15 protein-coding genes are annotated in these 20,703 nt (G+C 73.7%); 4 read left to right on the plus strand and 11 right to left on the minus strand.

Annotated elements, in window-relative coordinates; genetic code table 11:
- The first annotated feature begins 92 nt into the window (after window positions 1–92).
- Together B207_RS0106910 and B207_RS0106915 are read left to right on the plus strand one after the other, a co-directional pair.
- Window positions 93–1,451: a glutamine synthetase family protein gene (locus B207_RS0106910; protein ID WP_018635793.1), complete on the plus strand. Its 1,359-nt coding sequence runs from the start codon at window positions 93–95 to the stop codon at window positions 1,449–1,451.
- A complete protein-coding gene (locus B207_RS0106915) occupies window positions 1,448–4,651 on the plus strand; it encodes a bifunctional [glutamine synthetase] adenylyltransferase/[glutamine synthetase]-adenylyl-L-tyrosine phosphorylase (RefSeq protein ID WP_018635794.1) in 3,204 nt (1,067 codons plus the stop codon). The genes B207_RS0106910 and B207_RS0106915 overlap by 4 nt, the downstream gene beginning before the upstream one ends.
- Window positions 4,652–4,775: 124 nt before the next feature.
- Here the strand turns inward: B207_RS0106915 and glnII are convergent, their stop codons facing one another.
- Window positions 4,776–5,831, minus strand: coding sequence for a glutamine synthetase GlnII (glnII, locus tag B207_RS0106920; RefSeq protein WP_018635795.1), 1,056 nt, complete (start codon window positions 5,829–5,831; stop codon window positions 4,776–4,778).
- A 493-nt stretch (window positions 5,832–6,324) separates the two neighbouring features.
- Entirely contained in the window at window positions 6,325–7,749 is a 1,425-nt protein-coding gene (glnA, locus tag B207_RS0106925) for a type I glutamate--ammonia ligase (protein WP_018635796.1), read from the minus strand.
- 181 nt (window positions 7,750–7,930) lie between these two features.
- On the opposite strand from glnA, the gene B207_RS32925 reads away from it, so the two are divergent.
- The gene (locus B207_RS32925; RefSeq protein WP_026310770.1) at window positions 7,931–8,407 is read left to right on the plus strand and encodes an RDD family protein; all 477 of its coding nucleotides are present in this window, start codon (window positions 7,931–7,933) and stop codon (window positions 8,405–8,407) included.
- Window positions 8,408–8,552: 145 nt separating this feature from the next.
- Here the strand turns inward: B207_RS32925 and B207_RS0106935 are convergent, their stop codons facing one another.
- The 5 genes from B207_RS0106935 to B207_RS0106955 form a co-directional block, all read right to left on the minus strand.
- Entirely contained in the window at window positions 8,553–9,431 is an 879-nt protein-coding gene (locus B207_RS0106935) for a DUF4191 domain-containing protein (protein WP_018635798.1), read from the minus strand.
- A gap of 57 nt (window positions 9,432–9,488) precedes the next feature.
- A complete protein-coding gene (locus B207_RS40525; protein ID WP_195905255.1) occupies window positions 9,489–9,908 on the minus strand; it encodes a hypothetical protein in 420 nt (139 codons plus the stop codon).
- Between the two features lie 117 nt (window positions 9,909–10,025).
- Window positions 10,026–11,012 carry a lipoyl synthase gene (gene lipA / locus B207_RS0106945; protein WP_018635800.1) on the minus strand — a complete coding sequence of 329 codons (987 nt, stop codon included), beginning with the start codon at window positions 11,010–11,012 and terminating at the stop codon, window positions 10,026–10,028.
- Entirely contained in the window at window positions 11,009–11,731 is a 723-nt protein-coding gene (gene lipB, locus B207_RS32930) for a lipoyl(octanoyl) transferase LipB (RefSeq protein ID WP_084692038.1), read from the minus strand. Before lipB ends, lipA begins: the two co-directional genes overlap by 4 nt.
- 112 nt (window positions 11,732–11,843) lie before the next feature.
- Window positions 11,844–12,596, minus strand: coding sequence for a Type 1 glutamine amidotransferase-like domain-containing protein (locus B207_RS0106955; RefSeq protein WP_018635802.1), 753 nt, complete (start codon window positions 12,594–12,596; stop codon window positions 11,844–11,846).
- A gap of 176 nt (window positions 12,597–12,772) precedes the next feature.
- On the opposite strand from B207_RS0106955, the gene B207_RS0106965 reads away from it, so the two are divergent.
- Entirely contained in the window at window positions 12,773–14,653 is a 1,881-nt protein-coding gene (locus B207_RS0106965) for a protein kinase (RefSeq protein ID WP_026310771.1), read from the plus strand.
- 5 nt (window positions 14,654–14,658) lie between these two features.
- On the opposite strand, the gene B207_RS0106970 is transcribed toward B207_RS0106965, so the two are convergent.
- The 4 genes from B207_RS0106970 to B207_RS0106985 all read right to left on the minus strand — a co-directional run bounded on the left by B207_RS0106970 (window position 14,659) and on the right by B207_RS0106985 (window position 20,561).
- On the minus strand, window positions 14,659–15,570 hold the full coding sequence (locus B207_RS0106970; protein ID WP_018635804.1) for a TIGR01777 family oxidoreductase: 912 nt from the start codon (window positions 15,568–15,570) through the stop codon (window positions 14,659–14,661).
- A 240-nt stretch (window positions 15,571–15,810) separates the two neighbouring features.
- Complete coding sequence (gene sucB, locus B207_RS0106975; protein WP_026310772.1) at window positions 15,811–17,259, minus strand: 2-oxoglutarate dehydrogenase, E2 component, dihydrolipoamide succinyltransferase; 1,449 nt, start codon at window positions 17,257–17,259, stop codon at window positions 15,811–15,813.
- Window positions 17,260–17,341: 82 nt separating this feature from the next.
- Complete coding sequence (gene lpdA, locus B207_RS0106980) at window positions 17,342–18,724, minus strand: dihydrolipoyl dehydrogenase (RefSeq protein ID WP_018635806.1); 1,383 nt, start codon at window positions 18,722–18,724, stop codon at window positions 17,342–17,344.
- Between the two features lie 205 nt (window positions 18,725–18,929).
- Window positions 18,930–20,561 carry a leucyl aminopeptidase gene (locus tag B207_RS0106985; protein ID WP_018635807.1) on the minus strand — a complete coding sequence of 544 codons (1,632 nt, stop codon included), beginning with the start codon at window positions 20,559–20,561 and terminating at the stop codon, window positions 18,930–18,932.
- Window positions 20,562–20,703 lie beyond the last annotated feature (142 nt).

A 20,703-nucleotide genomic window follows, 5' to 3' on the forward strand; every position in this document is an offset into this window, starting at 1 on the left:
AGCCGTCCGGGCGGGCGGCGGTTCCGGGCCAGACTGCCGGTAGATGACTCGGCTCGCCGTGCCGACGAGTCCGCACTGCGCGCGGAGGGCCCATGGACAAGCAACAGGAATTCGTTCTTCGCACACTCGAGGAACGGGACATCCGTTTCGTCCGGCTCTGGTTCACCGACGTGCTCGGGGTGCTGAAGTCCGTCGAGATCGCACCGGCGGAGCTGGAGGGCGCGCTCGCGGAGGGCATCGGCTTCGACGGCTCGGCGATCGAGGGCTTCGCCCGGGTGCACGAGGCGGACATGCTGGCCCGGCCCGACCCGTCGACCTTCCAGGTCCTGCCGTGGCGCGGTGAGCACCCGATGACCGCCCGCATGTTCTGCGACCTGGTGATGCCGGACGGCCTGCCGGCGGCCACGGACTCCCGCTGGGTGCTGCGCCGCACGCTGGCGAAGGCGGCGGACGCCGGATTCACCTTCTACACCCATCCGGAGATCGAGTTCTTCCTCCTCAAGGAGCCGCCGACCCGCGGGCGCCCGGTGCCGGAGCCGGTCGACGAGTCGGGCTACTTCGACCTGACCCCGAACGACATCAGCCACGACTTCCGCCAGCAGGCGATCAGCGTCCTGGAGCGGCTCGGCATCTCGGTGGAGTTCAGCCACCACGAGGTGGCGCCGGGCCAGCAGGAGATCGACCTGCGCTACGCCGACGCGCTCACCATCGCCGACAACATCATGACCTTCCGTCAGGTGGTGAAGGAGGTGGCGCTGCGGCAGGGCATCTACGCGACGTTCATGCCCAAGCCGTTCAGCGCCCAGGCCGGCTCGGGCATGCACACCCACATGAGCCTGTTCGAGGGGGACCGCAACGCCTTCCACGACCCGACCGACGAGTACCAGCTCTCCAAGGTGGCGAAGGCCTTCATCGCCGGGGTGCTGGCGCACGCCGCGGAGATCACCGCGGTGACGAACCAGTGGGTCAACTCCTACAAGCGCCTCGTCGGTGACCAGCGCGCCGGGGAGCTCATCGAGGCCCCCGCCTACGTCTGCTGGGGTCACAACAACCGGTCGGCGTTGGTGCGGGTCCCGCTGTACAAGCTGAACAAGTCGAACGCCGCGCGGGTCGAGTTCCGCTCGCCGGACAGCGCCTGCAACCCCTACCTCACCTTCGCGCTCATGCTCGCCGCCGGGCTGCGCGGGGTGCAGAACGGGTACGAGCTGCCGCCCCCGGCGGCCGACGACGTGTGGACGCTGACCGACTCCCAGCGCCGCGAGCGGGGCATCACCGCGTTGCCCGGCTCGCTCGCCGAGGCGATCACGGCGATGGAGGGCTCGTCGCTGGTCCGCGAGACCTTCGGTGACGAGTTGTTCGACTTCTTCCTGCGGAACAAGCGGTCCGAGTGGACGGAGTACCGCCGGCAGGTCACGCCCTTCGAGATCGACCGGTACCTCCCGACGTTGTGACCGCCCGGCGGGCGACCGTCGCCGCCCAGCTCGCGCGGCTCGGTTTCTCCGACGTCGAGCGGGTCGCGGCGACCATGCGGCGAATCGGGCTGCTGCCGGCTGCCGGTGAGACGGCTGCCGGTGAGACGGCGGCGGGCGAGACAGCTGCGCGCGAGGCGGCGGCGGGCGGGGCGGCGGCGGGCGGGGCGGCGGGTGACGGGAGTGCCGCCGGGTTCCCGGTCAGTGCGATCGTCGGCGAACTCGCCGCGGCAGCCGATCCCGATCTGGCGCTGCGCAGCCTGGAACGGCTGCTCGCCGCCCAGCCCGCGGGGGAGGGCGACCGGGTGTTGGCCGCGCTCGCCGGGAGCCCGGGCCTGCGCCGCCGGCTGATCGCAGTCCTGGGGGCGAGCTCGGCGCTGGGTGATCATCTCGCCGCGCATCCCGCCGACTGGGCGGTTCTTGCCTCCGACACGGCTCTGGCAGGCCCGCCGGACGCGACGGCCGCCCGGGCGGACCTGCTCCATGCCGTCGGCGCCGACCCCGCGGCCGCCCAGCCCCGGGCCGGCGGCGACGGCCCGGAAGTGCTTGACGCACTGCGGCTCTCCTACCGCCGAGCCCAGCTGGTCCTCGCCGCCCGTGACCTGACCGGCGCCGTGTCGCTGGACGATGCGACAGCGGAGCTCGCCGACCTCGCCGGGGCGGCGCTCGACGCCGCCCTCGCGGTGGCCCGTGCCGGGCTCGGCCCGGTCGAGCCCCCCGTCCGCCTGGCGATCATCGGCATGGGCAAGTGCGGCGGGCGCGAGCTGAACTACGTGAGCGACGTGGACGTCCTGTTCATCGCCGAACCAGAGGCGGGCGCCGGCGTCGACGCGGCGCTGCGGACCGCCACCCGGCTGGCCGAAGGCGTCGTGCGGGCCTGCGGGCTGACGACCCCGGCCGGGGAGCTGTTCCAGGTCGACGTCAACCTGCGGCCCGAGGGCCGCCACGGCGCTCTGGTGCGGACCCTCGACAGCCACCGGGCCTACTACCGTCGCTGGGCCCGTACCTGGGAGTTCCAGGCGCTGCTGAAGGCCCGGCCGATCGCCGGCGACCCCGAGCTGGGGCAGCGTTTCGCGGCGATGATCGGGCCGATGGTGTGGACGGCGGCCTCCCGCCCGGACTTCGTGGTGGACATCCGCGCCATGCGGCGCCGGGTGGAGCGCTCCCTGTCGCGCTCCGAGGCCGACCGCAACCTCAAACTGGGCCCGGGCGGGCTGCGGGACGTCGAGTTCGCGGTGCAGCTGCTGCAGCTCGTCCACGGCCGGACGGACGGCAAGCTGCAGGTGGCGTCCACGCTGGACGCCCTCGACGGCCTCGCCCGCGGCGGGTATGTCGGGCGCCGGGACGCCGCCGGGCTCGCCGACGCGTACCGGTTCCTGCGCACAGCCGAGCACCGCCTGCAGCTGCAGCGGCTGCGGCGCGTGCACACCCTGCCGCGTGACCCGGCCGAACTGCGCTGGCTCGCCCGCTGCCTGGGGCTGCCGGGCGCCGCCGAGCTGACGGACGAGCACCGGCGGGTGGCCCGGTCCGTCCGCAGCCTGCACGAGAAGCTCTTCTACCAGCCGCTGCTGGAGGCCGTCGCCCGGCTGTCGGCGGAGGAGATGCGCCTGACGCCGCAGGAGGCCGCCGACCGGCTGGCCGCACTCGGCTTCGCCGACCCCGCTCGTTCGCTGCGCCACATCGAGGCGCTGACCAACGGGGTGAGCCGGACCGCCACCATCCAGCGGCACCTGCTGCCGGCGATGCTGCCGGCCTTCGCCGACGCACCCGAACCGGACGCCGGCCTGCTGGCCTACCGGCAGGTGAGTGATGCGCTCGGGCGCACCCCGTGGTATCTGCGGCTGCTGCGGGACTCCGCCGGTGCCGCGGACCGCCTCGCCCGGCTGCTCGCGACGAGCCGGTACGTCGCCGACCTGATGACCCGCGCACCCGAGTCGGTACGTCTGCTGCGCACCGAGGACGAGCTGCGGCCGGTGCCCCGCGAGGCCCTGTCCCGGACCCTGCTCGCGGTCGCCCACCGCAACCCCGACGCCCTGGACGCGGTCGGACGCGCGCGGGCCGTGCACCGGGTCGAGCTGGTCCGGGTCGCCTGCGCGGACCTGCTGGGCCTGCTGGACGTCGGCGCCGTCGGCCGGGCACTGTCGGACGCGGCCGCCGCCACCATCGAGGCCGCTCTGTTCGTCGCCCGCCGCCAGGTTCTCGGTAGCGAGCCAGAGGAGCACAGGGAGCCGGGGGAGCACCGCGGGCCGGGGGAGCACCGCGGGCCGGAGGAGCACAGGGAGCCAGGCGAGCGCAGGGAGGCGGGCGGGGGCCTGCTGCGCCTCGGCGTGGTGGCCATGGGCCGCCTCGGCGGAGGCGAACTGTCCTACGGCAGTGATGCCGATGTGCTCTTCGTGCACGAGCCGGGCCCGGGCCTCGACGAGGTGGAGGCGGCCCGGCTGGCCGCCGCGATCATCGGGGAGCTGCACCGCCTGCTCGCGCTACCGGGCCCGGACCCGCCGCTGCGGCTGGACGCGGCGCTGCGCCCGGAGGGCCGCGGCGGCCCGCTCTCCCGCACACTGGACGCCTACGCGGCCTACTATGGCCGCTGGTCGGCGGGCTGGGAGGCACAGGCACTTCTGCGCGCCCGGCCGGTCGCCGGCGACCGGGAGCTCGGCGGGCGGCTGTGCCGGCTCGTCGACCGGGTCCGCTACCCCGACCAGCTGCCGGACGGTGCCATCGCCGAGGTGCTGCGGCTGCGCGGCCGGATGGAGCAGGAGCGCATTCCCCGCGGGGTGGACCACGGCCTGCACGTGAAGTTCGGGCCCGGCGGGCTGACCGACGTCGAGTGGACTCTGCAGGTCCTGCAGTTGCGGCACGCGGCACGGCTGCCCGCGCTGCGCACGACGGCGACCCGGGAGGGGCTGCGCGCCGCCGCCGACGCCGGCCTGCTCACCCCGGGGGAGCTCGCGGCCCTGGATGCCGCCTGGACGCTGGCGTCCCGGATCCGCAACGGGATCATGCTGACCTCCGGCCAGGCCGGCGACCTGCTGCCGGCGAGCCGGCCGGGGCTGGAGCGGGTCGCCCGTGCCCTTGGCTACCCGGCGGAGAAGGTGGAGGCGCTGCCGGATGACTACCGCCGGGTAGCCGCCCGGGCACGCTCGGTGGCTGACGACGTCCTCGACCACGAACGGGCGGGCTAGCGGCGGACCGGAGCGGACCGAACTCGGCGGGCTGGCCGCGGCCCCGGCGCGTGCGGCGCCGGAACCGCGACCTGTGCTGTCGTGACCAGCGGGCCGTGCGGTGGGTCCGCTGGTCGGTGGTCGGTCAGACCGAGACGGTCGCGTCGGCGGTCTGTGACGGTACGAACAGGGTCGGCTTGTCGCCGGCCAGCGCGCTGCAGCAGGTGTCGACGATCAGCGCGGAGACCACATACGGGTCCATGTTCGCGTTCGGCCGGCGGTCCTCGATCCAGCCCTTCTTGGCCTTCTCGACAGCCCACGGGATGCGGATGGACGCGCCGCGGTCCGAGGCACCCCAGGAGAACTTGTTCCACGGGGCGGTCTCGTGCTGGCCGGTCAGGCGGTCCTGGATGCCCGTCCCGTAGTGGGTGACGTGCTCCATGACCCGGGTGCCCAGCGCCTCGCAGACGGCGACGATCGCGTCCCAGCTCTCCATGGTCTGCTTCGTGGAGAAGTTGGTGTGCGCGCCGGCACCGTTCCAGTCACCGAGCACCGGCTTGGCGGCGAAGGACACCGTGGTGTCGAAGTCCTCGGCGATCCGGTGCAGCAGCCAGCGGCCGAGCCAGATGTGGTCACCGATCGCCGGCGTCGGCAGGACGCCGATCTGGAACTCCCACTGGCCCATCATGACCTCGGCGTTGGTGCCCTCGATCGCGAGACCGGCGTCCAGGCAGGCCTGGGTGTGCCGCTCGACGATGGCACGGCCGGGCATCTTCTCGCCGCCGACGCCGCAGTAGTACGGGCCCTGCGGCTCGGGGAAGCCGGTCGCCGGCCAGCCCAGCGGCCGGCCGTTCTGGAAGAACGTGTACTCCTGCTCGATGCCGAAGTTCGGCGTCATGTCCGCGTACTTCTCGGCCACCTTGCGGGCCGCGGCGCGGGTGTTCGTCGGGTGCGGCGTGAAGTCGGTCAGCTGTACCTCGCACAGGACGAGGACGTTGTCGCCACCGCGCAGCGGGTCCGGGACGGTGAAGACGGGCTGCAGCACGCAGTCGGAGTTCGAACCCGGGGCCTGGTTGGTGCTGGAGCCGTCGAAGCCCCAGATCTCCGGCTCCTTGCCGCTCTTCACGATGCGGGTCTTGCTCCGCATCAACGGCTCCGGCTTGGTGCCGTCGATCCAGATGTACTCGGCCTGATAGCTCACTCATACTCCCCGTGGTTGACGTGTCACGTGACGGAGCGACTGTGTGATCGGCCGGGGGAGGGCCGACCCCCGGCCGCGACTGACGGGAGGGTTCGTCCGGAGCTTGGTCGGGCCTGGTTTCCAATCAGTTCCCGCATTGTTAATTCTCGGTCACTCGGGCGTTGCGGGGGTGGCGTGGCGGTGGCGGCGGGCCGAATAGTGGGAGGGGCGCGGGAGACGGCGGCCGGAAAAGTTGTCGTAACGACAGAAGGCCCGTGTCCGGGGGTTCATGGACACGGGCCGTCCGTTGTCGGCCGATCCCGGCGAGGCGGTGCCGGACCTATTCAGGTAAGACCTGTGCGCAGGTCGCCGGTGGTAGACCGATGGCCCGGCGGGCGGGGCCACAGGTCATGCCCGAGGCCGTCGCCCGAGGGCCGGCACGGTGTGACGAGAGGTGCCGGGACCCGATGGTGGCGCCGGTCCGGACCAGTCGGAAATCCGGGGCTGCCCGGGGCTAGATGTCGTAGTAGAGGCTGAACTCGTAGGGGTGGGGGCGGAGCCGGATGGCGTCCACCTCGTTCACCCGCTTGTAGTCGATCCAGGTCTCGATCAGGTCGGGAGTGAACACGTTCCCGGCACGCAGGAATTCGTTGTCGGCCTCGAGGGCGTCCAGCACCTTCTCCAGGGAGCCGGGCACCTGCGGGACGGCGGCGAGCTCGTCCGGCGGCAGCTCGTAGAGGTCCTTGTCGATCGGGTCCGGCGGGTCGATCTTGTTCTTGACGCCGTCCAGGCCGGCCATCAGCATCGCCGCGAACGCCAGGTAGGGGTTGCAGCTCGGGTCGGGCACGCGGAACTCGACCCGCTTCGCCTTCGGGGAGTCGCCGCCGAGCGGAATCCGGCAGCACGCCGAGCGGTTGCGGGCCGAGTAGACCAGGTTGACCGGGGCCTCGTAGCCGGGCACCAGTCGCCGGTAGGAGTTCGTGGTCGGGTTGGTGAACGCGAGCAGGGCCGGGGCGTGGTGCAGCAGGCCGCCGATGTAGTGCCGGGCGGTGTCGGACAGGCCGCCGTACCCGTTGGGGCTGTAGAAGAGCGGCTCGCCGTCCTTCCAGAGGCTCTGGTGTGTGTGCATGCCGGAGCCGTTGTCCTCGAACAGCGGCTTGGGCATGAAGGTGACCGTCTTGCCCCGGCTGCGCGCCACGTTGCGGATCACGTACTTGTAGAGCATCAGGTTGTCGGCGGTCTTGAGCAGCGTGTCGTACCTGATGTCGATCTCCGCCTGGCCGGCGGTGCCGACCTCGTGGTGCTGCATCTCGACGGTGATGCCGACGTCGAACAGCACCCGGGTCATCTCCGAGCGCAGGTCGGTGAAGTGGTCCGTCGGCGGCACCGGGAAGTAGCCCCCCTTGAAGCGGGGCTTGTACCCGAGGTTGCCGCCCTCCTCCTTGCGCGCGGTGTTCCACGCGGCCTCGACCGAGTCGACGGCGTGCATCGAGCCGTAGGGGCTGTAGTCGTACCGGACGTCGTCGAAGATGTAGAACTCGGCTTCCGGGCCGAAGTACGCGGTGTCGGCGATGCCGGTGCCGCGCAGGTACTCCTCGGCCTTCTTCGCGATGTTGCGCGGGTCGCGCGAGTACTGCTCCTTGGTGATCGGGTCGTGGATGAAGAAGGTCATCGCGAGGGTCGAGTGCTCGCGGAAGGGGTCGACAAACGCGGTGCGGGGGTCCGGCAGCAGCAGCATGTCGGATTCGTGGATCGCCTGGAACCCGCGGATCGACGAGCCGTCGAACATGAGGCCATCGCTGAAGACCGACTGGGAGAAGACCTCCGTCGGGATAGTGAAGTGCTGCATGACGCCGGGAAGGTCACAGAATCGTACGTCAATGAACAGAACTTTTTCGTCCCGGATATAACGGAGCACGTCGTCGGCGTTCGTGAACATCCACCCTCCAGCGTTGTTCAGGCTTCCAATGACTGACAGAGTACGCTCTGATCGCTGGCGTGGCGGCACGGCGTGGCGTACCCGGGAAATCACTACACTGTTTCTGGGATGTTACCTTAGTGGTGTCTGTGACGTTGTGTCATCGCCCGGATGGTGCGGGCGCGCCGCATAGGCTTGCGTCGTGGGACGCGCACTCGGAGGTTGGCTGGAAGGGCCCGGGCTGCCCCGGGACACACCGCCCGGAGCCCGGCTCGGGCTACCGGCTGACGGGCCTGGGTCGGTGGTGGGCTTCGGGCCGCGCATCGTCGCCTACCTCGTCGACGCGGTCATCGCGAACCTGCTGGTCGGCGTGCTGTTCATCGTCGGGCTCGACGCAGCGGCGGACATCCGCGGGCTGGCGGTCTACGGGGCCTTCCTCCTGGAGGAGTTCCTGCTGGTCGCCGTGGCCGGGCAGACCATCGGCATGCGTCTCGCCGGCATCCGGGTGATCCGGGCCCGTGACGGCGCGCGGCAGAGCTGGTCCTGGATCGCGGTGCGGACACTGCTGCTCGCCCTGCTGGTGCCCGCCTTCATCTGGGACCGTGATCTGCGTGGCACGCACGACCGTGCCGCCGGCACGGTCGTGGTGCGTGACGCGGTGGTCCCGACCGGCGCCTGAGCGCGGCTACCCGCTACTGCTGCTGTGTCCTGGCCGTAGCGCCGCAGGCAGGCGGAGGCCACGGCCGAGGAGAAAACAGAGCGGACCCGTGCTGGGGGTCAGCGCGGGTCCGCCGGGCGCGTGAGCGCGGGTCTGCGGGTGCGGATCAGCGCGGGCGGCCGCCGCGGGAGATGTTGCGGGGGATCGGGCCCTTCGGGATGGGCAGGGCCGGGGCGCTCACGGCCCGCAGTCGGCGCTCGAGGGCGTCGACGTCCCGCTTGCGCAGCTCGCGGCGCATCCGCATGAGGGTGCTCTGCAGCTTCGGCAGCGGGATCTCACCCTCGCCGGTGCCGACGATGTAGTCGGTCAGCGGCGCCTCACCGACGATCTTGCGAATGCGGCGCTTCTCGGCGACCAGCAGCTCCCGCGGACCGCGGCCACGGCCCTCGGCGATCAGCACAACCCCGGCGCGACAGACCACGCGATGGACCACGTCCTGGTGCCGGTTCACACCGACCGCCGGGGTGAGGCGCCAGTCGCCCCGCATGCGCTCCACCACACCTGCCGCGGCGCCGGGCTTGCCCTCCATCTCGGCATACGCGGTTCGCTGCACCCGGCGGCTGAAGACGTTGAGCGCCACGACGACGCCGAGCAGGATCGCGATCGGCAGCCACAGGTAGAGCGGGCCCACGAAGACACCCAGGAGCACACCGACCACGACAGGAACGGCCAGCCCGAGGAGGGACCACCACAGCACGCTGGGGTCGCGCTCGCGGGTGATCTTGTAGACGAGCCGGATCTGGGCGAGCTTGCTGGTCCCGCCGCCGCCCGCGCCCTTCCTGCCGCCGCCCGCGTCAGGCGACTTCTCGCCGCGGTCCGCGCCGCGCGAGCCGCCCCCGGTGCCCGACGCCCGAGCGGCGCCCTTACCGGTACCGCCCGACTGCCCCGACCGGCGGGATGCCCCGCCACCCGATGTCCCGTCCTTACCCGCGGCCGCCAGTACCGGCTCCCCGCCGGCACCGGACGGCTTCCTCCGCAGCGCCATAGCCGCGAGCCTACGGCTTCGCGGCGCCTGCCTGGCGGGTGGTCGACGCCAGGTGGTTCAGGAGGGCGCGCCCACGGTCGCCGGCGGACGGGCCGCGGCGAGCCGCGGCCGGGAGATCCGGGACCCGGCTGCCACCGGGGCACGCGGTGGCACACACGGCGGCGGTGCTGCGGACGGCACGGTCGCGACGACCGGCGCGGGCTGCGCCGACGGGTCGGGAGCGGGATCGAACGCGGACACGGAGATCTGGTCGACCCACTGGTAGCCGGTTGTGACGTGAAGGTCGGTGGCGGCGCGCCAGGCGTTGTGGCGGGCCGTGCGCTGGCCGCCGTGGGGAAGAACGAGAAGGGTCAGTTCCTCAAGTGCGTTGAGCAGTGAGCGGAGCACGGTGTCGACGACCTCCCGACGCGGTCGTGGCGCCCGGGGCGGGACAGGTCCCGCCGGAACAGCACTGAGTGTGAACGGCGCAGGTGTCATCCGGATATCCACTCCGATGGCGGCAACCCCTACACCGCGGACGCCACGTTTCTCGTGACGACCGCGTGACGCAGCTCCGAGCCTAGTCGCAGGCGGTGGCCCTCACCAGCGCGACCGTCACCCCACGTGAGAGTCGTGCGACACACTTTCGGGCAGAACGCCCTCGGAAGCCACATTGCCATTACGGAATGTGACTGCCTGTTGGTAGAGGCGGCCTGCCCGGTAGGAGGAGCGGACCAGCGGCCCCGACATCACCCCGGCGAAGCCGATCGCGGTCGCGCGCTGCTCCCAGGCGACGAACTCCTCGGGCCGGACCCAGCGCTCGACGGGGTGGTGGCGCGGGGTCGGGCGCAGGTACTGGGTGACGGTCAGCAGGTCGCAGCCGGCGCGGTGCAGCGCGGTCATCGCCTCGTCGACCTCCTCGTCGGTCTCGCCGAGGCCGAGGATCAGGTTCGACTTGGTGACCAGACCGGCGGCGCGGGCCCGGGTGAGGACCTCCAGCGAGCGCTCGTAGCGGAAGCCGGGCCGGATCCGGCGGAAGATCCTCGGCACCGTCTCCAGGTTGTGCGCGAGCACCTCCGGCGTGGCCCCGAAGACCTCGTCGAGCTGGTCGGCGTGGCCGGCGAAGTCCGGGATCAGCACCTCGACCCCCGTCCCCGGGGACTGCTCGTGGATGCGGCGGACCGTCTCCGCGTACAGCCAGGCGCCGCCGTCGGGCAGGTCGTCGCGGGCGACGCCGGTCACGGTGGCGTACCGCAGCCCCATGGTCGACACCGACTCGGCGACCCGGCGGGGCTCGTCGACGTCCAGCGGGGCCGGGCGGCCGGTGTCGATCTGGCAGAAGTCGCAGCGGCGGGTGCAGACGTCCCCGCCGATCAGGAAGGTCGCCTCGCGGTCCTCCCAGCACTCGTAGATGTTCGGGCAGCCGGCCTCCTCGCACACCGTGTGCAGGCCCGCCCCGCGCACCAGACTGCGCATGTCGGTGTACTCGGGGCCGGTGCGCATCCGGGTACGGATCCACGGCGGCTTGCGCTCGATCGGCGTCTGCGCGTTACGCGCCTCCAGACGCAGCAACGGCCGGCCCTCCGGTGCGACGGCGGTCATCGGGTCGTCCTCCCGTCGGCGCGCCCGACGCCGATCAGGTCGGGCGGACTGGTCTGGTCACTGTCGGTCTTCGGCGTGCGGCGGGCCGGCGCCTCACGGCCGGCGGCGAGATAGTCGCCGATCGCCCGGGTGAGGTGCCGCTCGACCACCGGACGGGCCTCGGCGACAGGCAGCGGCCGCCCCAGCTCCCGGCTCAGACTGGTCACCCCCGCGTCGGAGATTCCGCAGGGCACGATCCGGCCGAAGGCGGACAGCGCGGGATCGCAGTTGACCGCGAAGCCGTGACAGGTCACCTTCCAGCTGACCCGCACCCCGATCGCGGCCAGCTTGCGCTGCCCGTCGGACGTCCAGACGCCGGTGCGGCCCTCGACGCGGCGGGCGGGCAGGCCGAACTCGGAGCAGGCCACGATCAGGCCGGCCTCCAGCGCGCGGACGTAGGCGACGACGTCCAGCGGCATCGGCAGCCGCACGATGGGGTAACCGACGAGCTGCCCCGGGCCGTGCCAGGTGATGCCGCCGCCCCGGTCGACGTCGACGACGGGAGTGCCGTCGACCGGGCGGTCACCCGCGCCGGTCCGCCGGCCCGCGGTGTAGACCTCGGGATGCTCGAGCAGGATCAGCGTGTCCTCGCCGCGCCCGTGGCGGCGCTCCTCGGCCAGAGCCCGCTGCATGCTCCAGGCCTCGTGATATGGAACGACACCCAACCGGAGGACATCCACCGTCCGAGCGTACGCCGGTGGGGCGAACAGGCCGGGCCATCGGCGGGCGCCAGCGCCCCGCCAGCGCCCCACCGGTGTCAGCGGCCCCACCGGTGTCAGCGCCCCACCGGTGTCAGCGACCTCCGCCTTCCCCGCCCGTCCGCGCTTCGGACAGCAGCCGGGGGGTGACGCGGGTCTCGACGGCCCTGCCGCCCGGGCCCGGCTCGACCCGCCAGGCGTACGCGTCGGGTCGGTCGGCGACCGCCTCGACGAGCTCCGTCCCGCGGAAGTGCAGGCCGACGCCGTCGTCGGTGGCCCAGCCGGCGGGCAGTGTCCCATCGGCCACCAGCCGCTGGTACAGCGGTCGGCGGGCCGCCTCGGAGTCATAGTGCGGGGTGTTGCTGTGGGGCAGCAGGGCCAGCCCGTTCGTCACCGGGCGCAGGTCCGGGCCGAACGAGTCGGTGGTGCCACCGACGTGCCAGCACAGCGAGCCGGCGGAGACGCCTCCGAGGACCACTCCGGCCTCCCACGCCGCGCGCAGGATCTCGCCCAGGCCGTGTACCCGCCACACGGCGAGCAGGTTCGCCACGCTGCCGCCGCCGACCCAGATGACGTCCTGCGCGAGCAGGTGACGTCGGACGTCGGCGACCGACGGCATCGGGAACAGTGCGAGGTGGGAGACGACGACCTCGGGGCGGTCCCGGTTCAGCGCGGCGTAGCCGCGGGCGTAGGCGGACTGGTCGTCGCCGAGCGCGGTCTGGAGCAGGCACAGTCGGGGCCGGCCGGAGGTCGCCGCCACCGCGATCGCATGGTCGAGCAGCGGCCCCACCCGGGCGCCCCACCGGCCGTCGGGCTGGAAGCCGCCGCTTGCCGCGAGGATCTGCACGTCAGGACTCCTGGTTGACCGGCCCGGTGACCCGGGGTGGCTGGATGACGGGGTAGCAGCGTGGCAGGCCGCGCTGCCGGGCGCCCCGGCGGACCATTGCCGTCATACGGGAGGAAGTTATCCACAGCGCGGAAAACTCTTCTGCGTGGGGGGCCCGTTGCGCCTAGCGTCGATTCGTGACCTTCACCGACGAATCCGGCGAACGGCCCGGGCGACGCGGCGGCGATCCCGTGGTGCCGGGCATCTTCCTGCGCCACCGCCACTACGACGCCGGCGCCGGCGAGGTCTGGTCAGGCCGCGCCGAGCGTCTCGGCACGGTTGTCACCGTCCGCTACGTGCGGCTTCCGGCCGATCCGTTGCTGCGCGCCGAGGCTGTCGACGAGGCCCGCCGGCAGCTGGACGTCCGCCATCCGCACCTGGCCGCGGTGACCGGCGCGATCCCCACGCCCGACGGGCTGGCCGTCGTCTCCGAGCCGGTGGAGGAGACCATCAGCCTGTCCAGGCTCCTGGCGGCCCGCGGCCGGCTCGATCCGGGTGAGGTGGTGACGATCGGCCTGCCCGTGGCGCAGGCGCTCGCCGTGGCGCACGAGGCAGGGCTGGTCCACGGCGAGCTGACCGCGCTCGACATCCTGCTGGAGGCGAACGGCCGGCCGCTCCTCACCGGTACCGGCATCGCCGGTCTGACCAGCCCCGGGTTGTCGACCGCCGACGACGTGCGCGATCTCGCCGATCTCCTGCTCGGCGCGATGCGGCAGGCCACCGGCCCCGACGCGGCCGCGGTGGCGGTCGCGGTGGCGCTGGCGCTGGTCGACGACCCGCGGCGCCGGCCCTCGGCGGCCGAGCTGGCTGCCGGCCTGGCCCGCAGCACCACCCCGCTGCCGGTCCGGATGACAGCGGTGCCGGCCGACGCGCCCGTCATCGACGTCGAACCACTCCCGGACGACGGGTGGGGGGAGCCGACCGGCGCGAGCTCCGGCCACGGCGAGGGCGAGGGCGAGCAGAGAGACGACCCGTGGGCCACCGGCCCCGAGTGGCAGAGCGGCCGGATCCCGGAGGCGGCCACCGGCGATGCCGATCTGGGCGGCGACCTCTCGGGCGGTGAGCCGGCGGGGCTCGATCCCGCCTGGGATGATCCCCGCGGCGCGGGCGGTCCCGCCCGCCAGGCAACGGCCGGGGAACCGCAGGCCGAGGCCGCCCATGAGGGCGGCAGCGAGGACACCGGGGCGGGCAGCGGGTGGCCGCGCGACGGCCGCACGGCGCCGTCCGACCCGTCCCAGCTGGTGGGTGCGCTGCCGCCGACCGAGCGGGAGCGCAGGCCCCGGCCCCCTCGCAGCGGCGGGCGGGCGGGCCGGCCGGCCACAGGCCGGGCCGGGCGCCCAGCCGCGTCGGGGCGCCGTGGCGCACCGGGCGGAGCAGGCCACGTCCGGGGGCGCGGTGCCGGGCGTGACGGCGGGCGCGGCGGCGCGGGGCGGCGGGCCGGCGGCACCGCGCGGAGCCGGCTGCTGCTTCCGGTGGTCGGCTGCGTCGGGCTTGTGGCGGTCGTCATCGCGGCCGTGCTGATGAGTGGTGGTGGTCCCGAGGGCTCCGAGGGGAGACCGGCCGCCGCGACGGCCGGCGGTGGCAGCCAGCGGGACTCGAGCGCCACCCCGGTGAACGGTCGCTCCCCGGAACAGGCCTGGCGTGCGGTCCTGGACGAGCTCAACAGCGCGCGCAGCGCCGCCTTCGAGCGGGCCGACCCGGCCACCCTTGCCGGTGCCGACGCGCCGGGCAGCCCGGCGCTGAGCCACGACGAGGGGCTGATCGGCGAGATGCGGGAGCGCGGCGTGCACGCCACCCCGGTCCGTGTCCAGATCGTCGACCTGGTGATCCGGTCGGAGAGCGCGGACGAGGTGGTCCTGCGGGTCACCGAGAGCATCGAGCCCTACGACTTCGTCGACGCCGCGGGCACGGTGCAGGCGAGCGAGCCCCGGGTGCCGCCGAGCACCAGGGACCTGACCCTGCGGCGGACAGAGGGTGGGTGGCGGCTGGCCAGCAGTGCGTCGGTCGCGCCCGGCTGAGCCGGTCAGGTACCGGAGCGGAGCGCCTCCGAGAGCGCGGAGGCCAGATCCGGGTGGGCGAAAGCGAAACCGGCTCCGAGCAGGGCGGCCGGGGTGAGGCGCTGGGAGGCGAACACCCCCTCGTCCGCGAACGCACCGAGGGCCAGGCGCAGCGCCGCCCGCGGCACCCGTGCCACGGCGGGGCGGCGCACGGCGTGGGCCAGGGCGGTGGTGAACTCGGCGTTGGTCACCGGATGGGGGGCGACCAGGTTCACCGGCCCCCGCACCTCCTCCGCGCCCAGCAGGAAGCGCAGCGCCCCGACCGTGTCGATCAGGCTGATCCAGCTCAGCCACTGCCGACCGGAACCGAGCCGCCCGCCCGCCCCGAGGCGGAAGATCGGGAGCAGGCGGGGGAGCATGCCGCCGCGGGCGGAAAGCACGATGCCGGTGCGCAGGTGCACGACCCGGAGGCCGGCCTGGTCGGCTGCCGTGGTGGCGGCCTCCCAGTCGCGGGCGAGGCCGGCGAGGAACCCGTCGCCGGGGGCGGCGGACTCGTCCAGGGCGGCCGTCTCCGACCCCGCCGCAGTGCCGTACCAGCCGATGGCGCTGCCCGAGAGCAGGACCCGTGGGGCCGGGGAGAGACCCGCCAGGGTTTCGGCGAGCAGCCGGGTGCCGTCGATCCGGCTCGACCGCAGCCGCTGTCTGTAGTCCGAGGTCCACCGGTGGTCACCGATGCCCGCGCCGGCCAGGTTCACCACCGCGTCGACGCCCCGCAGCGCGGTGGGATCCAGCATGCCGGCGGCCGGATCCCACCGGATCTCCGACGGTTCGCCCGGGGGGCGGCGGACGATCCGTACGACCTCATGGCCGTCTGCCCGCAGCGCGGGGAGCAGCGCGGAGCCGATCAGCCCCGATGATCCGGTGACGGCCACCTTCATGCGCCGGGCTCCTCGCCTGCTCGATCAACCATCTCGACCGCCGTGCCAGGCACGTTCAGCGCCGTAGCCGACCGTAGCCGACCGTAGCCGACCGTAGCCGACCGTAGCCGACCGTAGCCGACCGTAGTTGAACAGCGACGGCGACGGCGGTGGCGGCCAGGAGGGCTGGGAGTGAGGCCGGTGTGACCCGGCCCGCGGCCCGTGACCCGCGTCTGACCGCCACCACTGCGTCGTGCCTGTCTACAGCCCCAGCTCGGCCTCGAAGGCACCTTCCTCGAGCCGGCTGGCCACCGCGGTGAGGAAACGGGCCGCGTCGGCGCCGTCAACGATCCGGTGGTCGTAGGTCAGTGCCAGGTAGACCTTCGACCGGACCGCGACGACCTCGCCGAGCTCGGGATCCGTGACCACCGCCGGCCGCTTCACGACCGTCCCGGTGCCCAGGATCGCCACCTGCGGCTGGTTGAGGATCGGGGTGTCGAACAGCGCACCCCGGCTGCCGGTGTTGGTGAGGGTGAAGGTGCCCCCGCCCAGGTCGTCCGGGGAGACCTGGTTGGCGCGGGTGCGGGCGGCAAGCTCGTCGATCTTGCGTGCCATGCCGCTCAGGTTCAGGTCACTCGCGCTGTGGATGACCGGGACGACCAGGCCGCGGTCGGTGTCGACCGCGATGCCGAGGTTCTCCGAGTCGTGGTAGGTGACGGTGCCCGCCTCCAGGTCGATGCTGGAGTTGATCACCGGGTGCTCGCGCAGCGCCTCACAGGCGGCGACCGCGAAGAAGGGCAGGAACGACAGCTTCACGCCCTCGCGGGCGGCGAAGGCACCCTTGGCCCGGTCGCGCAGCTTCGCGATCCGGGTGACGTCCGCCTCCACGACGGTCGTGAGCTGCGCGCTGATCTGCAGCGACTCGACCATCCGGCGGGCGACGAGGGAACGCAGCCGGGTGAGCTTCTCGGTGCGACCGCGGGCCGCGGCCGTGGCGGGAGCCGTCGCCGGTGCGCTGGCCGGCCGCGCCGCCGGTGCGGCCGCGGCCACCGGTGCGGCGGGAGCGGGCGGTGCTGCCTGCGCGGGGGCCGGGGCCGTCTGCGACCGCGCCGCGTCCTGGATGTCCTGCTTGGTGATGCGTCCGCCCGGGCCGCTGCCGGTGACCGAACCGAGATCGACGCCGAGCTCGGCCGCCATCTTGCGGACCAGCGGCGTCACGTACCGGCCCAGGCCGTCCGCTCCGGCGTCCGGGGCGGACGCGGCGGCCGGGGCCTGCGCCGGGACGGGTGCGGGGGCCGGTGCGGGCGGCGGAGTCGGGGCCGGTGCGGGCGGCGGCGTCGGCGTGGGAGCGGGCTTCGGCGCGGGTGCGGGCGGCGGCGTCGGCGCAGGAGCCGGCGGTGCGGGCGCAGCGGCCTGTGCCGGGGCCGGCTCGGGCTGTGCGGCCGGGGCCGCGCCGTCACCGGAGCCCGCCGCCCCGTCCTCGATGACAGCCAGTTCGACGCCGACCTCGACGGTCTCGTCCTCGGCGACCTTGATCGAACTCAGGACGCCGGAGGCGGGCGCGGGGATCTCGGTGTCGACCTTGTCGGTGCTGACCTCGAGCAGCGGCTCGTCGGCCTCGACGCGCTCGCCTTCCTTCTTCAGCCAGCGGGTGACCGTCCCCTCGGAGACGCTCTCCCCGAGGCGGGGCATTGTGACGGATACTGACATGCTGACAACGACTCCTTCGTCGCGCCCGACGTCCGTCCCGGTGCCCGGTCGGGCGGCCGGCGCGGACGGCGGGCACCGCAGGCTAACTGTGGACGTGCAGTGGCTTGCCGGCGAGAGCGAGGTGCGCCTCGCCGAGCGCCTCGGAGAGGGTCGGGTGCGGGTGGAGCAGCTGGGCGACGTCGGAGGGGTAGGCCTCCCAGTTGGTGATGAGCTGGGCCTCGGCGATCAGCTCGCCGACCCGGTCGCCCACCATGTGGACGCCCAGGACGGGGCCGTCCTTCGCGGCGACGACGGTCACCGCTCCGGTCGAGCGCAGGATGCGGGCCTTGCCGTTGCCGGCCAGGTGGTACGTGGCGGTGCTGATCTCCCCGTGACGTTCCCGGGCGGCGGCCGCGGTCAGGCCGACGGACGCCACCTCGGGATGAGAGTAGGTGACCTTCGGGACGTTGTCGTGGTCGACCGGAACCGGGTCGAGCCCGGCCAGCCGCTCCGCAACCAGGATGCCCTCGGCGAACGCCAGATGGGCCAGCTGGAGCCCCGGTCGGAGGTCCCCGAGCGCGGAGACCGTGGGGACGTTCGTGCGCAGGTGCCGGTCGACGACGACATGCCCGCGGTCCGTGGCGATCCCGATGCCGGCGAGGCCGAGCCCGGCGGAGACCGGGCCGCGCCCCACCGCGACCAGGAGCAGCTCGGCGCCGAGCGTCGAGCCGTCCGCCAGGGTGACGGTCACGCCCTGGTCGGTGGCCTTGGCGTCGCTGAGCGCCGCTCCGAGGCGCAGCGTGATGCCGCGCCCGCGGAAGGCGCGTTCCAGCAGCTTCGAGCTGGCCTCGTCCTCGGCGGGCACCAGGTGGGGGAGGGCTTCGACGAGCGTCACCTCGGCGCCGAACGAGCGCCACAGCGAGGCGAACTCACACCCGATCGCGCCACCACCGAGGACCACCACCGAGGCGGGTACCCGCGTCAGCGCGAGCGCGTCGTTGCTGTCGATCACCCGGTGGTGGTCGACGTCCAGGCCGGGGAGGGCGCGCGGGGCGGAGCCGGTGGCGAGCAGCAGGTGCCGGCCCTCGACGAGACGGTCCCCGACGGCCACGGCGGTCGGGGAGACGACCTGGCCGGTTCCCTCGACCACCTCGATGCCGCGGGAGCGCACCAGGCCGGTCAGGCCCTTGTGGAGGCCGTCCACGACCGAGTCGCGGTAGCCGGCCACGCCGGCCATGTCGATCCCGTCCAGCGTGGCGTGCACGCCGACGGCGGCGCTGCCGGTGACGGTGTCGACGACCTCCGCCGCGTGCAGCAGGGCCTTGGTCGGAATGCAGCCGCGGTGCAGGCAGGTGCCACCGAGCTTGTCCTTCTCGACCACCACGACCCGCAGGCCGAGCTCGGCCGCCCGCAGCGCGGCGGCGTACCCGCCGCTGCCGCCGCCGAGGACGACGAGGTCGACAGGACCGTCCGCTGTGCCCGCCACGCGAGGGTCCCTTCGTCGTCAGCTTGCGGACTGCGGGTCACGGCCCGGCGGCGGCGGGAGCGTGGCCGTCGTCGCAGACCGGTGAGCCTGGCCGGAACGACTGTGCGGAAAGGGGACTGATGTCCCCCGCCCGGACCGCTCCGGCTGGGACCAGTCTTTCACGCGGAGGCGCGCTGTCTGGACAGACGGCGCCGACTGTGCCGCATTACGCGACGTCGTGGTGGCCCGGCTCACCGGCGCCCGCACGATCCTCGGCGAGCTGCACGAGCGTGCGCACGATGGCCCCGGTCCCGCCCTTGGGGGTGTAGCCGTAGGGCTCGCCGCCGTTCCAGGAGGGGCCGGCGATGTCGACGTGCGCCCACGGGATCTCCTCGGGCACGAAGGCGGCGAGGAAGTGGGCGGCCAGCAGCATGCCGGCGTCCCGGTTGCCGCCGGGGGCGACGTTCGCCAGGTCGGCCACGGCCGAGTCCAGGCTCTTGCGCAGCTCCTGGGGCATCGGCATCGGCCAGACGGTCTCCCCGGCCCGGCCGGCGGCGGCTGCGACGGTGTCCGGCGCGTCGCCGCGGCCCATCACCCCGGCGGTGCGGGTGCCCAGCGCCACGATCTGTGCGCCGGTGAGGGTGGCGACGTCGACGATCAGTGCCGGCTCCTCCTCGGCGGCGCTGGCCAGCGCGTCCCCGAGCACCAGCCGGCCCTCGGCGTCGGTGTTGAGCACCTCGACCCGCTTGCCGCCGCGCAGAGTGATCACGTCGGACGGGCGGATGGCGTCGCCGGAGGGCATGTTCTCCGCGCACGGCATCCAGCCGGTCAGGTTCAGCGGGAGGCCCAGCCGGGCCACGGCCACGACCGCGGCGAGCACCGAGGCGGCGCCGGCCATGTCGCTCTTCATCCACTCCATGGACACCGGCGGCTTGAGCGACAGGCCGCCGGAGTCGAAGGTGATGCCCTTGCCCACCAGTGCCAGATCGGTGTCGGGGCCGCCGCCCTCCGAGGCCGACCCGGCGGTACCCGCAGCCTCGGCGCCCGCGTACCGCAGGCGGATGAGCCGCGGCGGGTTGGCCGACCCCTGGCCGACGCCGAGCAGGCCGCCGTAGCCGCCCTCGGCGAGGGCGGTCTCGTCCAGCACCGTCACCTCGACGCCGGCGGCGGCGGCCCGCTCCGTCGCGATCTCGGCGAGCCGGGCCGGGGAGAGATGGCTCGGCGGGGTGTTCACCAGGTCCCGGACGAGGGCGACGGCCTCGGCCACGATGCCCGCCCGCTCCAGCGCGGCCTCCGCCGGCGCCACGCCGGCCGGATCGTCGACCACCAGGACGATCTCCCGGACGGGCGCCGGCCCGTTCGCGGCGGACCGCAGGCTGTCGAAGGCGTAGGCCCCGAGCAGCGAGCCCTCGGCCGCGGCCCGCAGTGACGCAGGCGTCAGCCCGCCGGGGGCGAGCGCGAGTGTGGTGGCGACCCGGCGGGTGCCGGCCAGCGTGCGCACCGCCGCGCCGGCGGCCCGCCGCAACGTCTCGTGCGCGGGGCTGCCCTGGCTGGCCTGGGCGCCCTCGCTGCCGCCGGCGGCCCAGCTCGCCGTGAACGTGCTGTGGTCCCCGACGCCGACCGCGAGCACGGTGGGTGCCTTCGTGGCGCCGAGCGTCGCGAAGCGCACGGTGTTCCCGATGGCGCCGGTCGCCCCGAGGTCGGCGAGGATCCGGGCCAGCCGGCCGCCGAGCGCGGCGTCGATCGCGCCGGCCCCGCCGAGGGGGACCGGGCCGTCGTCACCGCTGGCCATGCCGATCACGATCGTGTCGACGTCAAGATCGGTGAGGATGGTGGCGGAGGCAGCGGTGACGGTCATGGCCTCAGCGTATTGGCCGCCCGCGCGTGTGCCTCGGTGTGGCATCTCGGTGTGGCATCGCCGTGCCGGTGTGGCATCGCCGTGCCAGCTCGGCAGCGCCGTGCCGGCTCGGCAGCGCCGCGGGCAGGCCGGTGGCCAGTCG

This window comes from Parafrankia elaeagni (genome assembly GCF_000374165.1).
Lineage (GTDB): Bacteria > Actinomycetota > Actinomycetes > Frankiales > Frankiaceae > Parafrankia > Parafrankia elaeagni.